The organism is Atrimonas thermophila (assembly GCF_045864955.1).
Classification (GTDB): Bacteria; Atribacterota; Atribacteria; order Atribacterales; family Thermatribacteraceae; genus Thermatribacter; species Thermatribacter velox.
Window position 1 is genome coordinate 1,312,600 of the sequence record NZ_AP028803.1, and the last position, 14,776, is coordinate 1,327,375.

The window sequence follows — 14,776 nt, forward strand, 5'->3', positions numbered from 1 at the left end:
GCCAGAGGGAAAATCTCTCTGGCAGGCAGGAAGGAAAAGTCTTTAATAACCTAAATAATCAAGTGGTGGATATACTTCCTCGCCGCCCAAAGCAGTAACAACTTCGAAGAGATCCCATTCACCAGCCTGTTCATCCGCGCCTTTTCCTTTCACCAAGAAACCAGCATATTTGTAAATTGGTTCATGGTCTATTCTCCAGGTAGCTGGTCCCTTAACACATACAAAGTCTGGATTTTCCATGATAGCCTTTTGAATGTCTTTTGGATCGAAGCTTCCCGCTTTTTCCACAGCTTCAAAAAGTTGTTTGGTAGCTATATAAGCAATGGTTGCATATGCATCAGGAGGTGTACCATATTTTTCTTCATATCGTTTGGTATATTCTGCGGCCATCTTAGCTACTTCCTGATCCTCAAAATCACTCAGGTCATAGTAAAAGAAGTGCATAGCATACAAGCCTTTTCTGGCTTCTGGCGAAAGACCTTTAGCCACAACGTTTGTAATAAAAGCGTTAAAAATAACCATTTTGTCGTAAAGACCCATATCATAGCTCTGCTTAAGCAAAGCTATTGCGTCACCACCAAACTGTGCAGATATAAACACTTCCGGGTTAGCTGCTTTAACTTTTTCCAAAATAGTTGTAAAATCACTGGTTCCAACAGCTACTTCGTCACTACCTATGATGGTTCCACCATATTTTTCACAAGCAGCTTCCAAACCACTCTTGATATTCCATCCCCAAGCATCGGATCTGCCTAAGAAAAATATCTTTTTCTTGCCAAGCACATTGATTGCAGCATAGCCAGCCATATAACCCACCGTCCAAGGAGTATATCCAGCAGCAAAAGTACAATCCGCGAGTGAACCCTTCTTAAAAGAATCTACAGGCGCAACATTAACAGGGAAATAGGGGAAAGGGTCCTTCTTGCATAACTCATTAATTGCCAGTGCCACAGGAGCCCAGGTTTGGCCCACTACAGCATGTGCACCCTGCTCTTTAAGATACCTAAATCTTCTAACACCCACATTTATATTTGCTTCGTCATCCATGACTATTGCTTCAACCATAACTTTACCCCAAGGCATATTTAGTCCGCCTTTTTCGTTTACTTCATCAACCGCTAACAATGCTCCTTCTTCTTGGGTTTTCGCAACAGCAGCAAAAGTTCCCGTTAAGGGCAAAAGTACACCAAGCTTGAATGTTTTTGGCTGCTTTGCAGCCATTCCTAAACCAGCAAATAAGCCTACCACCATCGCAATAACAAGGGTTCCTAATAATATCCGCCTCAAGAGTTTCATTTCCTCTTCCTCCTTTCAACTGGTGGTACATTTTTCCAAACACCAACACAACAATTAAAAACCCAAACCAACCTAAACCACAATCCTACAAGCTAAATCAGCTAAATCAACTAACTCAACTAACACAGCCCGCTTCGCCAACCACCTCCTTTTTAATCTCTTTAACGTCAGGCACTGCTACTCTTGGGGATGGATAATAACTTTCAGTGCGCCATCAATCCTGTTAATGAATACATCGAAGGCCTGGTTAATCTGTGCCAGGGGAAAACGATGGGTTATAAGTGGTCTTAAGTCTATTTTGCCCTGTGCCATTAAAGAAAGAGCTCTGCCTACATTTCGACGACCTTCGCCGCGAACAGTATACAATTGAATATGTCTTTTCACGGCTCTTGACATATGAACGGTAATAGGATCCTTATAGAAAGCGACCATGACAACCTTCCCACCTGCTTTGACTAAATCAAACGCCATATCCAAGGATGATACCGCACCTGCTGCATCAAATACCACATCAGCTCCAATTCCACCTGTTATCTCCTTAACGAGAGCAACGGGATCCTCTCCAACTTTAATATTCACTGTGTAGTCGGCGCCCATCCTTTCCCCAAGTGACAACCTGTTTTCTCGAGTACCTACTAAAACCACTTTCTCCGCACCCAACGCCTTGCCAACCTGTACCAAAGCTAATCCTATGGGTCCTGGACCAATTACGACTATTGTGTCTCCAGGAACATAACCGCCAAAAATGTCAAAAGCATACAAAGCACAACCCGCAGTTGTAGCAAGAGAAGCGTGATCAAAAGAAACACTATCAGGAATTCTGTAGAGAGTATTAATATGATTAACTGTATACTCTGCGAACCCTCCGTCTACAGTAAGACCTCCAGCTGCATGGCCTTTGTCTTTCCGGCCATAATTAAGACAAGCCGTATAATTCCCCATTATGCAGTTTTGACATTTCCCACATCCTTTATGAACCTCTACAGCCACCCGGTCTCCAATCTTGAACTCATCCACATTGTTACCCAGACCAACAACAACACCTGCATACTCGTGTCCCATTACAAAGTGTTCCCCAAAGGGAGGCTGCCCAGGTAAACCGTGATCTCTCACTTCAACATCCGTTCCACAAATACCACAAGCTTCAACCCGAATTAAAACCTCTTCAGGAGCTGGTTTCGGAACATTAATCTCTTTAACTTCTATTTTTCCTTTAGCCACCAGGCAAGCAGCTCTCATTTTTTCAGGTACTTTCAACTTCCGACCCCTCCTTTCGTCTCTTCAAATTCCGCCACTTTTCCATCTTCAAAACCTCCGGATTTGCAATATTATCTGGTATATAGCCTTCGAGAAGGGTTAGCACCCTTCGCACAGCCTCGGTAGCCATTCTAACAACACATTCTTTAGTCAAAGCAGCTGCATGTGGAGTAAGGATCACATTATCCATCGTCAAAAGAGGGTTATCGGGCGCAGGGGGCTCGCTCTCGAAAACATCCAAACCAGCACCTCTAATTACCTTTTCTTTCAAGGCTTTAATAAGGTCCTGTTCATTAACAACCCCACCACGAGAAACATTAACTAAGTAAGCTTCCGGTTTCATTAATTTTAGTTCTTTCCAGGAAATCATGTTCCGCGTAGTATCGTTAAGCGGCACGTGAATGGAAACGACGTCCGAAGTGCGAAGCAACTCTTCAATGTTGACAAAATCAACAAAATCGCAAAACCGTTCTTTTAGGTCCTCCGACAAGAAAGGATCATATGCTAAAACTCTGGTCCCAGATATTACATAAAAGTTTTTCGCCAACGCTTGACCGATGCGTCCAAAACCGACGATGCCGAGTTTTTTACCCGCAACATCCTGAGGGTAATTCTTATACCTAATTCCGAAATTACCCCTTCTAACTTCACCATCCAGAAGAAAAAGCTGTTTAAATAAAGCCAGAATTAAGGATAAAGCATGCTCAGCAACAGTTGTTGCATTAACACCCAAGCTTGAAGTTACAATAACACCCTTTTTTGTAGCCGCCTTGAGGTCCACATTGTCAACGCCAGCACCCGTTCTTGAAATAATCCATAAATCCTCAGCCTGTTCCAATAGGTCTTCAGTAAGAGCTATACCTGTTCTCAAAATTATTGCCCTCGCCTTCCTAATTAAAGGAGCAACCACCGCAGGCTCCGGTTTAGGAGCAATCTTCACAGATAATCCGGCATCTTTCAAGATTTTTAATGCTTCTTCTTCAATAGGTTGAGGAAGCAACACATACCATTCTTCTTGTGCCATCCTACATCCCTTCTTAAAAGGTTTTTAAAATCAAAAATCCACTATCTCAAATATCGTCCTCCACAAACATCCAAAGTAATCCCCGTGATATAGCTTGCATCATCAGAAGCCAGAAAAACTACAGCCTTGGCAACCTCCTCAGGAGTACTCAACCTTCGCAAGGGTATTTGAGCAAGTATCCTCTGTCGCTCCTCTTCACTTTTGCTTTCCCACAAAGATTTTACTCGCTCTCCAGTCAAGGTTACCGTGGGCGCAACTGCATTGACCCTAATACCAAAAGGACCCCAGTCATAAGCGAGCTGTCGCGTAAGCCCCTCCACACCAGCTTTAGCAGCAGTATAATGAACACCAGCCAGGGAAGCCCTCCAGTGACCAGCAAGAGCTGACATGTTAACAATAGCACCTTTACGATTCTTAACCATGACAGGAATCACAGCTTGACAAGCAAAAAAAGTGCCCTTCAAATTAACACCAATAACCAGGTCCCAGTGCTCTTCTTGAATCTCCTCAAGTTTATGTGGTGTATGCAAAGCACCACCGGCATTGTTAACCAAAATATCAATAGTTCCCCACTTTTCGCAAAGTTCATTCACCATTTCTTGAACTTCCACCTTTTTTGTAACATCAGCTTTTTTGCCCACAACACAGCCCGGGAATTCCCTGTTTAGTTTCTCCACTGCTTCATCAATAAGCTCTTTTTTAACATCATTAACCATCACCCTTGCTCCTTCTTCAAGCAAGCAATGAGTTATGACGTAACCCATACCCTGCGCCGCACCCGTTACCAGAGCCACCTTACCGTCGAGTTTGCCCATCGAAAAACATAACCTCCTCCAAAAACGGAGCCTGGAACAAGCTCCCAGGCTCCGTTTAAATAGCATTTAGGCTCTATTGTTGAAATGGCGTTTCTCAAGAGGAACCACTATGTCAAATTTCTTGACTTCCTCAAGGAATTTGGCCAAAGCCTCACCCGCAATTTCAAAATACTTCAAGCCCTTCTCTTTGCTGGCTCTGAGGGGGTTACCAATTGTAGCGGTATCCGAATATTCATGGTGTTCCATGGGAACCCAGATATTTTCTGAACCCAAGAAGGTCACAAAACCAGAACCATCATGTTTACTAAATGCAGGCCCCATCCAGCGAGGGGCATGAGCTCGGTCAGGCTTTGCCTTACTCATGTCTACCGTTCCTTCGTCAGCTGCCCAGGCGGTGCTGGTTTCTATTTCTCCAGCATGCCAACCAGGCGTTTCCTCGGGAGGACCATCAACGATATCCTTGAGAAGAGAATAAGTCCTTTCAGTAGGCGTTTTATACCAACAAACAAAACAGCCGGTTTCATACCGTATTCTCCTCAAAACATCATCAATAACCTTGGAATTACTACCGTGATGACTCACAAAAACTATCTTATTAAAACCATGATATATCATGCTTTTAGCCAACTCATAAACAATCCGTCTATAGGTATCTCCCGAAAAAGTCAGCGTCCCAGTACCCTGACCAACTTCACCCATGTGGTGGGGAGAATAACCTACAGGGATAAGCGGGGTATAACAAGTCTGCGCTAACTCAGCAGCTCTTTTAACTACTCCCATGGTGGTTAAGCTATCAGTGCCTAAAGGACAATGTGCGCCATGCTTTTCTGTAGAACCCATGGGTATCATAATTACATCGTTCTTTTTGAGATACGCTGCTACCTCGTCATAACCCATTTCGGAAATGTCCCAGGTTTTCTTTCTTGGCATTTACAAATCCTCCCTTCGTTCTGATTAAAAATACGCTTTTTGCTTCTTACTTATTAGATAAAAACCCAAATTCCTTAAGTTCTGCCTCCAGAACTTTCCTCGCTTCTCCACTAAGCGGTTTAAGAGGACGGCGAGGATCACCGCCTATATATCCAACAATATTCATAGCTGCTTTTACAGCCGCTACCCCACCAAAACCAGAAACTTTTTTATTCAAGGCTACAAGTTTCTTGTTGAGTTCTTGCGCTCTTTCAACATCACCAGTTCTAAAAGCCTCATAAAGCTCGACGCATTTATTAGGAAACACATTGGCCAGAGAAAGAACTCCTCCTGTCCCACCAGCCAGAAGCAAATCGAGAAAGAAATTAGCTGACCCAGCTAATACATAAAATTCTTTTCCTTCCGAAGCCTTGATATAACTCTCGAAATTACCTGAAGAGCTGTCTTTCATTCCAACCACATTAGGATGCTCAGAAACCTTTTCAACAACATAAGGACTGACTAAAACGTCGGCTGCAACCGAAGGATTGTTATACAACATGACCGGCACTGGTGAAACATCTGCTACCTCCAGGACGTAACCAATTAAGGCCTCATCGTCCATATACTTCCTGAAAAAGTGTGGCATAAGAAGACTTACCATAGAGACCCCAATTCTTGCAGCTTCTAAAGTGAGTTCTATGGTTTCTCGAGTACTTTCGGCACCCGTTCCGGCTATAATGGTCTTATCAGGTGCAGCATGCTTAACAACATTTTCAAGAACCAATAACTTTTCTTTCGTAGAAAGCGATTTAAATTCCCCGTTAGTACCCAAAACAAGATAGCCCCTCAAACCTGTGTTGTTTAAACTTTTAATATTGCTTATTAAAGCGTGATACAAAATTTCATCATTTCGAAAAGGAGTAACCACTGGGGCAAAGACTCCAGAAAGCTGCTCCTTTAAAGGACTATTAACCATTTTTAAACCTCTCCTTCACTCAGCCTTTTCTAACATGTCAACAAAGTTGCTTACAACAACATCAATAAACTCACTGTCATTTATGTGAGCGTCTATTTCTTCGAGCGGTATGGACTTATTAAGGTTATTTTTGAGAGTCTCAATAAATGCCGTATTACCTTCTGGATCCCATAGCTCGAGGCCTTCTCGATTGTGGTACGAAAAACCTCGTAAAGGCAAAAAAACCTTAACAGGACTACTGATACGATTTATCTTATCCGCCAAAAGTTTCGCTACTGCTATCATTTCATCAATTGAGAGCCTTACCAGAGTCAAAGTGGGATTATGAACTACGTGTTGTCTTTTCTTCAAATCTAAGGGAAGAGAGTCCAGTGGCCCCCTTACAGAGTAATCGATACTGCCAGGAGCAATAACCTGGGGCAAACCCATTTTTGAAGCTGATTCAAGACGAAAATCCTTAATCGCGGCATGTAATCCACCAACAACCCAATCAGCTAACTCGTGCAAATTGATATCCATTACCCCGTCAAAAAGCCCTTCCTGTATCAACTCCTCCATCGCAATACCGCCAGTCCCGTTCTGGTGAAACGCAACAACCTGAAAGTTTTTTTCCTCAAGTAGCTTTTTCGCACGTAAAGCTCCCACTGTGGTCGTACCCAACATGGACATCGCCACAACTTTCTGTTTTCGCTCCTGTGATGTTCCCGAAACGAATTCTCTTACCATCCCACAGATTGCTGCAGCTGCAACCCGTAAAACTCTAATGGTCAGCACATTCAGGCCCTGCATGTCAGCTACGGAATGCATCATAACCACGTCTTTAGTTCCCACAAAAGGCCCGAAAGTGGTTTTTCCACATGCAATAGTAGAAACCATGAACTTAGGTACTCCAAAAGGGAGTTCTCGCATAACAGAAGTAGCTATATTAGTACCCTGAGCTCCTCCAATACCTATAACTCCTACAAATTCTCCCTGGTCATACAACTTTCGAGCCAATCTCCTGGCACCCAGAATCATAGCCTCTATGCATTTGCCTTTATTCCCACTTTTGAGTAATTCGTCGATGGATGTGCCAGCAGCAAAAGCGACTTCTTCTCTTGTAATATTGGGCTTGATATTACGTGGAGGAGTTAAAATACCAACATCCATCAACATGACTTCTGCACCATTTTCTTTTATTGCTTTACAAAGATAAGTAGCTTCCTGTTCCTTTGTATCTAAAGTAGCAACCACTAAAACTCTTGGTAGATTCTTTTCTTTACCCAGTTTGAACTCCTCCTCCCCTACTCAAACTTTTCTTATAACCTTAGCGAAGCTAAAACCTGCTTCGCTATGTTTTCCGCGTAAAGGCCGTTTTTCTTCAACAAGTACTCCCGCTTTCCCGCAAAACCAAAATTACTGGATATACCAAATTTCAAAAGCTTAGACGGTGCAACCCCCAATTTGTGAAAGGTCCTCAGCAAATTATCGCCCAGACCCCCAACCAGCGAATGCTCTTCAATGCTAACTACCAATTTAGAATTGCTAACAATGTTTTCAATCATTTCTTTGGCAAGGGGTTTTACAAAACGAGCATTAAAAACAGAGACCTTATACCCTTCATTTTCCAGAATCTCAGCAACTTCTAACCCTACTTTCACCAACTGACCCAGAGCAATAATGGTCACCTCAGAAGCGCCAAATTCTTCCCCAAAAAGAGGCTCCAAACACCCCACTTCAACCGGTCGATGCTTACCCTCGAAACCCCATTCCTCGCCACGAGTTCCGAATCTAAGGTAAACAGGCCCTTCCCACTCCCCAAAAAGATATTTGCTCATCAAAAATGCATCTTCATAGTCACAGGCCTCGGCAATCACGATGTTATCGAGAGAAGAAAGAATGGCTATGTCTTCTAAGGCCTGATGAGTAAAACCTGCATATTGAGGAGAAAACCCAGTATCGGTGCCACATATTTTCACGTTAAGTGACCACTTGCAAATGTCAGTACGAATTTGCTCAAAAGCACGCATGGTCAAAAAGGTAGCATACCCGGAAATCACAGGTATTATGCCCTGCAAAGCAAGTCCAGCACAAACGCTCATTCCCGTTTGTTCGCAAATTCCACATTCTATAAGTCTTTCGGGATAGCGATTTCTAACTTTTTTAAAACGAGAAGCTGAGTCTACTGAAACGCAAACTATTTCTTTTTTGCCAACCTCTATAAGCTCAAGCAAAGCATCCTGAAAAGCTTCTCTTCTATTCACCAAAAGAACCCTCCAAATATTCTCCCACCGCGCTTTCCGGCACACTACAGTAATGAGATTCAACCTTATTTTCGAGTTCACTAATTCCCTTGCCCTTTACGGTTTTTGCCACCACAGCTAAGGGTTTATTTCCCCTATAACTTTTTGCCCTCAAGAAGAGGTTCCACAACGATTCAAGATCATGACCGTCTACCGTTTCTACCAACCAACCAAAGGCTTTTAACTTTTCAGCAAGGGGGTCTAAAGGGTGCAATTCTTCAGTAAACCCGGAAAGTTGCAGATAATTGCGGTCTATTATGAGCACCAGGTTATCCAGCTGGTAGCGAAGGGCAACAGGAAGGCATTCCCAGTTAGTTCCTTCGTTAAATTCTCCATCACCAGCAAGAACCCACACTTTATGGCTCAACCCTCTCATTTTCATAGCCAGCGCCAGACCAATCCCGATGCCCAAACCATGACCCAGAGAACCGGTAGCTGCATCAATGCCCGGTACTCCAAGCTCAGGATGAATACCCAAGAGAGTTTCTTCTTGGCAGCAGTACTCTTCAAAAAGAGATTCAGGCAAAAAACCTTTTTCAGCAAGAACTGAATAAAGAGTTAGCGCCGCATGCCCCTTAGAAAGAACAAACTGGTCTCTTTGCCTTGAGTGAAGATTTTCATCGCTAACATTCAGGATACCATTGTAAAGACAGGTAAGTATTTCCACTATTGAAAGTGAGCCACCAATGTGGCTCACCCCTGCCTTACAGGTAGCTTGAACGATCCGCTTGCGTATGCGAGAAGCAAACTTTTCCAGTTCTTCTTTTTGTATCATGACCTTTCTAACAATAGCTCGATTATTTAGTAAAGATTTCTTCAATTTTGCTCATGGCATCTGAAAAGGAGCGGAGATTGTTGATCTGAGCACCCGAAGCCTCTATCTCATCCATAGAAAAGCCCTGGGCATCCCAAGTTCTGCGCACAAAATCCAGCTTATTCAACTTTCCTTCAACTTCATCGGGCATTTCCAACTCAAAATCTCTCACTACTTCCTCATCGAGGAGGGTTATTCCCCAGGTAATGGCGTCAGGATTCATGGTGATCACAATTGGCAAGCGAGAAAGTGCTTTCAGGTGTAGGTAATCTTCGCCAGGACCTTTTCTGGTTGAGCAAACGAGCACCTTGGTAGGACTTTGCAGCTTTTCTACTTCCTCTACTGCCCTTTGGACCATACGAATACCAAACCAGCGTAGATCAAGCTCGGAAAGCTCGATTCCCTTGCTCTTCGCTTCTTCAAAAAGTTCTGGAGATTCTTCCCACCTTCCGCTCATCATGGTAATTACTGACCTCCAGCCACTATAATCTACCCCTCGCAGTAAACCTCTCTGATATCCCCGCTTAACCGCCTGAGCAACCTGGTACACCTGAGGAGTGCAGAAGCAAGAAGTGGCATTGGTAGGAATACCCAGTTCGGTCAAAAACTCAATCACTTTCAAACCCGTTTTGGTGGCAGGAATTTTGATCATCACATTGGGGCCTATTTTAGAGAGCTGAAGTGCTTGGAGCTTCATTATTTCTTCATCTTTACTATAGCGAGGGTCCACCTGTACACAAACAAAACCATATTTTCTACTCCTACGGTAGAAATTAGAGAGAAACTTATCCACACCGAGTTTTCCTGTCATCCAGTAAAGATCAAACCAGGAAAACTGTTCACCAGTGTTTATCTTTGCCTGCTCGCTTTTTTCTTTGAGATAGGAAACCACGCCAGGGAAACTCTGGAGGAACTTAAGAGTTAGGGGGGGATTGGTGGTCACACCATCAAAAAAGAAAGTGCCAGCCTCATTATGGGACATCCATCTATGAAGGTGAGCAATGGTTTCCTCGTTAGCTCCATTTTCAGCAAGGTTAGAGAGGAATTTGCGGTAAAAACCAGGGTGTGCATCCCACCATATTTCCAGATCGGGGTTGTTCTTTTTGAGTAGCTCCAGCACCTGAGGACGTATTTCCTGGGTCTTTAAAGAAGACATGATAATTTTGCCTCCTTAAGTGAAAAATTTATCATGTTAAATTTCTTAAACATTTTAGAAGATCTTTTTTAACAGGTCAAGAGAAAAAATTCACGACAAAACTAAATTTCACGCATTCTTGTCCAAGAGTTCGAAAATTCACTAAAATTGCCTTCACCACCGTGTTGCCCTGAAACAGGGCTTTTTTCTTGACTAAAGACAAAGGGTGATATACAATGTTCTCAATTACTATTTCTATAGTTTTAGTAGAATTAAAATCTTAAGGGGGATTTCCCATGATTTACCTTGATTACAATGCAACTACCCCCTGTGATCCCAGGGTTAAAGAAGCAATGCTACCCTATCTGGAAGCACAATTTGCTAACCCCTCTTCTCTTCACACTCCTGGACAAACCGTTAGAAAGGCTATTGAAGAGTCCCGAAAAAAAATTGCCGAACTAATCAATGCTCAGCCAGAAGAAATTGTCTTTACTTCCGGGGGAACTGAAGCCAACAATCTGGCTATCAAGGGAATTGCTTACAAAAAAAAGAAAGGGCACATTATCACTTCTTCTATAGAACATCCAGCAGTACTGAGAGTGTGCAAAGCGTTACAAAAAGAAGGTTTCCAGGTCACTTTTTTACCGGTGAACCATCAGGGAGTGGTTGACCCTGAAGATGTACGCAAAGCCATAAACAAAGATACCACCTTAATTTCCATAATGCATGTTAATAACGAAACCGGCGCCATCCAACCTATCAAAGAAATTGCTAAAATCAGTAAAGAGTATGAAATACCTTTTCACGCTGATTGCGTGCAGAGCATAGGCAAAATCCCTGTCGACCTTAAAAAAATAGGAGTAAATCTCGCTTCCGCCTCGGCCCATAAATTTTATGGTCCCAAGGGAGTGGGATTTCTGTACATAGAAAGAGGAATCAAGCTGGCTCCGCAAATTATAGGTGGACATCAGGAACGAGGGTTAAGAGGAGGCACCGAAAACGTCCCCGGCATAGTAGGATTGGGGGAAGCTGCAGCTATTGCTCGTAAAGAGATGCAAGAAGAAATTTCTAAAATAGAAGCACTTAGAAACACGCTGGAAAAGGGCATCAAAGAGCGCATACCAGAAATCAAAATCGTTTCTGAAAATGCGGCGCGTATTCATAACACCTCGCTGGTTCTTGTAAAATATGTGGAAGGCGAATCCATGCTCCTGAGCCTCGACCTGGAAGGAATATGTGCATCCAGTGGTTCAGCCTGTACTTCTGGCTCTCTGGAACCTTCACATGTTCTTTTAGCTTGCGGAATACCACCTGAAGAAGCTCACGGTTCTTTGCGATTTAGCCTTGGAAAATATACCACCAAAGAGGAAATTAAAACCGTGCTTGAAGTGTTTCCTAAAATAGTGGAAAGGTTAAGGAGCTTTTCTCCCTTTAAAATTTGAAAAAGAGGTTGAGTAAAATGTACAGCGAAAAAGTTATGGACCATTTTCGCAATCCGCGCAATGTGGGCAGGATTGAAAATGCAGATGGGGTAGGACAGGTTGGAAATCCCATTTGTGGTGACGTAATGACCATCTATCTCAAAATAGAGGACGGAATCATCAAAGACGCCAAATTTGAAACTTTCGGCTGTGGTGCTGCTATTGCCACTTCTTCCATCGCAACCGAATTGATTAAGGGGAAAACCCTTCAGGAAGCTTTAAAAGTAACCAACAGAGTCGTAGTGGAAGCCCTGGATGGATTACCCAAAAACAAGATCCACTGCTCGGTACTTGCTGAGGAAGCCATTAAAAAAGCCATCGAAGACTACCTCCAGAGAAAGGAAGCCTCAAAAAATGCTGAGTAAATGGAAAAACCTTCTTGAAAAATTATCAGCTATAGAAGACCTGGAAGAGGAAGAAATAGCAGAAATTCTGGATGCCCAGGATCCAGAACTGGAAAAGGAACTTTTTCAACTCGCTGACCAGAAACGCAAGGAGTATGTGGGAGACGAAGTCCATTTAAGAGGCTTGATAGAGTTCTCCAACTTTTGCCGCAAAAATTGTCTCTACTGTGGACTGCGTAAAGACAATAAAACCCTCAAAAGATTTCGCATGTCACCCGAGGAAATATTTTCAGTAGCTGAAAGGGCTCACCGTCTGGGTATTCAAACCATAGTACTCCAGTCTGGTGAAGACCTCCATTACGATGCAAAAACCCTTGCTGAACTCATCTGGAAAATCAAAAAGCTCGGCGTTGCCGTAACCCTGAGCGTAGGGGAGTGGGAAGAGGAAGAATACATAATATGGAGGGAAGCAGGGGCTGATCGGTTTCTTTTGAAACAGGAAACCTTTGACCGAGAATTATTCAGCAAGTTGCATCCCGATGACGATTTTGACCAGCGCCTTCGCTGCCAACAAAAACTCATGGAAATAGGTTTTCAAACTGGAAGCGGAAACATAGTTGGTCTTCCCTGGCAAACGACTAAACACTTAGCGCACGATATCAAAATGTTCCAAAAAATGGACTTTGACATGATAGGTATTGGCCCCTTCATACCCCATCCTTCAACACCGCTTGGCCAGCACCATACAGACACCCAGCTAAAACTCAAATTAACTTTGAAAACCGTTGCTCTAACTCGAATTCTGACCAAGAATGCCCACATTCCAGCCACTACTGCTTTGGGAACCCTGGTTGCTGGAGGTAGGGAATTGGCTCTCCGCTGTGGAGCGAACGTATTGATGCCCAACCTGACACCGCTTGCTTACCGTTCAAGCTACGAAATCTATCCCGGGAAAATTTGCATACAGGAAAACTGGGGAGCTTGTATTCCCTGCATGAAGAAAATGGTCGAAAAAATGGGTCGGAAAGTAGCTACCAACCCCGGCCACAGCCTCAAAAACCGTAGCCGGGTTCACTCTTAAAATTCAGGCTCCGTATTTTCCAAGTCGCAGGCCATTTGCAAGTATTAAGCTCATTAAGGCTCGAGCAGGAAAATGGCCAAGGTAACCTTTTCTACACTCTCTTTCTGTAAAGCGCGAAGCTTCATCACACCCTGCATGGGGAGAGAAAAGAAGCACCGGAGAGGGATGCCAGGAATGACTCCCCAGCAAAGAGGGCGTAGAGTGATCACCTGTGATGACCAGAACATCAGGTTTAAGCTCCAAAATACGCGGTATAAACTGGTCGAAATACTCTATACATTCCACTTTTCGCTTGAAATTACCATCTTCACCAGCTTTATCGGTGTCTTTGTAGTGCACAAAGAAGAAATCATAATCATTCCAGGCCTTTTCCAGATATTCAACTTCATTTTCAAAGGTTCCTTCTAACTCCGGAGTGTCAAATCCAAAAAGCCTGGCAATACCTTTATACATGGGATAAATAGCAATAGCCAGGGAACGCACGCCATAACGTTCAGGAAACTTTTCAAGCACAGGAGGTTTAGAAAAACCTCGCAAAAGAATAGCATTGGCTTTCTTTTCGGTAGAAAGCAGTTTCTGAGCCTTTTCCAAAAACTGCTTTATCACTCTGGATGTTTTTTGTGAAGCTTCATCCAAAGCTTCTGGAGCATAAGGAGCAAGTCCTTCTTTCTGAGGGTCAGTGTCTTTAATCCTGTCACCCAGTCCCTCTCCTCTCAGCACCATTACGAAACGATGTTCTTTGCCTGGCTTAAGCAAAATCTGGACCCCTTCAATTTCACCAATGTTTTCGCTTAGAAGGTTAACCAGGCGCACACATTCCTCTGTTGGAATGCGGCCCGCGCGACGATCAATTATTAAGCCCTGCTCATCACGAGTGGCAAAGTTGGCTCGTGCTGCCACATCATTTGGACCAAGAGCCATGCCAACGCCAAGAGCCTCGAGAACTCCCCTGCCAATAATCAATTCCTCGGGATTGTAACCAAAAAGGCCAATGTGACCTGGGCCACTACCAGGAGTGATACCGTAATTCACCGGATACATAAGCCCCAGCACGCTACGCTGAGCCAACCGGTCCAAGTTAGGAGTATGGGCTGCTTCAAGCTCTGTTTTAAAGTCAAAATCGGGGTGCGGAATTCCGCCTAAACCATCAGCTACCAAAAGTACCATTTTGCTTTTGCCCTTTTTAAAAAGATCCTTCAAATTCTCAAGAACATCTGGCACAAAAATCACTCCTTTCATTGAACCCAACATCTAAATAAAAATATATAGAGCTAAGGCTTATATTATCATATAAGTGGAAAGGGCCAAAAAAAGAAAGGAGTTACCAATAAACATATTACCTAAAAAGGGTCAGAAGCA

General features: G+C 43.4%; 14 protein-coding genes. 3 read left to right on the forward strand and 11 right to left on the reverse strand.

The features are described 5' to 3' along the window. Positions 1–42: 42 nt before the first annotated feature. The 10 genes from ACKTT1_RS06840 to ACKTT1_RS06885 all read right to left on the reverse strand — a co-directional run bounded on the left by ACKTT1_RS06840 (position 43) and on the right by ACKTT1_RS06885 (position 10,532). Complete coding sequence (locus ACKTT1_RS06840; RefSeq protein ID WP_412709041.1) at positions 43–1,296, reverse strand: ABC transporter substrate-binding protein; 1,254 nt, start codon at positions 1,294–1,296, stop codon at positions 43–45. 177 nt (positions 1,297–1,473) lie between these two features. After that, the gene (locus ACKTT1_RS06845) at positions 1,474–2,553 is read right to left on the reverse strand and encodes a zinc-binding dehydrogenase (protein WP_412709042.1); all 1,080 of its coding nucleotides are present in this window, start codon (positions 2,551–2,553) and stop codon (positions 1,474–1,476) included. After that, entirely contained in the window at positions 2,540–3,577 is a 1,038-nt protein-coding gene (locus ACKTT1_RS06850; protein ID WP_412709043.1) for a hydroxyacid dehydrogenase, read from the reverse strand. The genes ACKTT1_RS06845 and ACKTT1_RS06850 overlap by 14 nt, the downstream gene beginning before the upstream one ends. Before the next feature lie 41 nt (positions 3,578–3,618). Continuing rightward, a complete protein-coding gene (locus ACKTT1_RS06855) occupies positions 3,619–4,392 on the reverse strand; it encodes an SDR family NAD(P)-dependent oxidoreductase (RefSeq protein WP_412709044.1) in 774 nt (257 codons plus the stop codon). A gap of 66 nt (positions 4,393–4,458) precedes the next feature. Beyond that, positions 4,459–5,322 carry a creatininase family protein gene (locus tag ACKTT1_RS06860; protein ID WP_412709045.1) on the reverse strand — a complete coding sequence of 288 codons (864 nt, stop codon included), beginning with the start codon at positions 5,320–5,322 and terminating at the stop codon, positions 4,459–4,461. Between the two features lie 46 nt (positions 5,323–5,368). After that, positions 5,369–6,280 (reverse strand): dihydrodipicolinate synthase family protein, encoded by a 912-nt coding sequence (locus ACKTT1_RS06865; protein ID WP_412709046.1) that lies wholly within the window; start codon positions 6,278–6,280, stop codon positions 5,369–5,371. A gap of 15 nt (positions 6,281–6,295) precedes the next feature. Then, entirely contained in the window at positions 6,296–7,513 is a 1,218-nt protein-coding gene (locus ACKTT1_RS06870) for a Tm-1-like ATP-binding domain-containing protein (RefSeq protein WP_412709047.1), read from the reverse strand. Between the two features lie 65 nt (positions 7,514–7,578). After that, positions 7,579–8,523, reverse strand: coding sequence for a transketolase family protein (locus tag ACKTT1_RS06875; protein ID WP_412709048.1), 945 nt, complete (start codon positions 8,521–8,523; stop codon positions 7,579–7,581). Further along, complete coding sequence (locus tag ACKTT1_RS06880; RefSeq protein WP_412709049.1) at positions 8,516–9,337, reverse strand: transketolase; 822 nt, start codon at positions 9,335–9,337, stop codon at positions 8,516–8,518. The genes ACKTT1_RS06875 and ACKTT1_RS06880 overlap by 8 nt, the downstream gene beginning before the upstream one ends. 22 nt (positions 9,338–9,359) lie before the next feature. After that, positions 9,360–10,532 carry a transaldolase family protein gene (locus ACKTT1_RS06885; RefSeq protein ID WP_412709050.1) on the reverse strand — a complete coding sequence of 391 codons (1,173 nt, stop codon included), beginning with the start codon at positions 10,530–10,532 and terminating at the stop codon, positions 9,360–9,362. Positions 10,533–10,807: 275 nt separating this feature from the next. Between ACKTT1_RS06885 and nifS the strand changes: the two genes are divergently transcribed. The 3 genes from nifS to hydE are packed head-to-tail and all read left to right on the forward strand — an operon-like array spanning position 10,808 to position 13,417. Continuing rightward, on the forward strand, positions 10,808–11,953 hold the full coding sequence (gene nifS / locus ACKTT1_RS06890; RefSeq protein ID WP_369019031.1) for a cysteine desulfurase NifS: 1,146 nt from the start codon (positions 10,808–10,810) through the stop codon (positions 11,951–11,953). 17 nt (positions 11,954–11,970) lie between these two features. Next, on the forward strand, positions 11,971–12,357 hold the full coding sequence (gene nifU / locus ACKTT1_RS06895; RefSeq protein ID WP_369019030.1) for a Fe-S cluster assembly scaffold protein NifU: 387 nt from the start codon (positions 11,971–11,973) through the stop codon (positions 12,355–12,357). Further along, positions 12,347–13,417, forward strand: a complete 1,071-nt coding sequence (gene hydE, locus ACKTT1_RS06900) for a [FeFe] hydrogenase H-cluster radical SAM maturase HydE (protein WP_412709051.1) — start codon at positions 12,347–12,349, stop codon at positions 13,415–13,417. Before nifU ends, hydE begins: the two co-directional genes overlap by 11 nt. Before the next feature lie 3 nt (positions 13,418–13,420). Here the strand turns inward: hydE and ACKTT1_RS06905 are convergent, their stop codons facing one another. Beyond that, complete coding sequence (locus ACKTT1_RS06905; RefSeq protein WP_412709052.1) at positions 13,421–14,656, reverse strand: 2,3-bisphosphoglycerate-independent phosphoglycerate mutase; 1,236 nt, start codon at positions 14,654–14,656, stop codon at positions 13,421–13,423. Positions 14,657–14,776: the final 120 nt, after the last annotated feature.

What these genes read in the sequence shown, in the direction of transcription:
- nifS (WP_369019031.1), top strand. Translation starts at nt 10,808, where the DNA reads ATGATTTACCTTGATTACAATGCAACTACCCCCTGTGATCCCAGGGTT.
- nifU (WP_369019030.1), top strand. Translation starts at nt 11,971, where the DNA reads ATGTACAGCGAAAAAGTTATGGACCATTTTCGCAATCCGCGCAATGTG.
- ACKTT1_RS06905 (WP_412709052.1), bottom strand. Translation starts at nt 14,656, where the DNA reads ATGAAAGGAGTGATTTTTGTGCCAGATGTTCTTGAGAATTTGAAGGAT.
- ACKTT1_RS06850 (WP_412709043.1), bottom strand. Translation starts at nt 3,577, where the DNA reads ATGGCACAAGAAGAATGGTATGTGTTGCTTCCTCAACCTATTGAAGAA.
- hydE (WP_412709051.1), top strand. Translation starts at nt 12,347, where the DNA reads ATGCTGAGTAAATGGAAAAACCTTCTTGAAAAATTATCAGCTATAGAA.
- ACKTT1_RS06885 (WP_412709050.1), bottom strand. Translation starts at nt 10,532, where the DNA reads ATGTCTTCTTTAAAGACCCAGGAAATACGTCCTCAGGTGCTGGAGCTA.
- ACKTT1_RS06855 (WP_412709044.1), bottom strand. Translation starts at nt 4,392, where the DNA reads ATGGGCAAACTCGACGGTAAGGTGGCTCTGGTAACGGGTGCGGCGCAG.
- ACKTT1_RS06860 (WP_412709045.1), bottom strand. Translation starts at nt 5,322, where the DNA reads ATGCCAAGAAAGAAAACCTGGGACATTTCCGAAATGGGTTATGACGAG.
- ACKTT1_RS06840 (WP_412709041.1), bottom strand. Translation starts at nt 1,296, where the DNA reads ATGAAACTCTTGAGGCGGATATTATTAGGAACCCTTGTTATTGCGATG.
- ACKTT1_RS06880 (WP_412709049.1), bottom strand. Translation starts at nt 9,337, where the DNA reads ATGATACAAAAAGAAGAACTGGAAAAGTTTGCTTCTCGCATACGCAAG.
- ACKTT1_RS06865 (WP_412709046.1), bottom strand. Translation starts at nt 6,280, where the DNA reads ATGGTTAATAGTCCTTTAAAGGAGCAGCTTTCTGGAGTCTTTGCCCCA.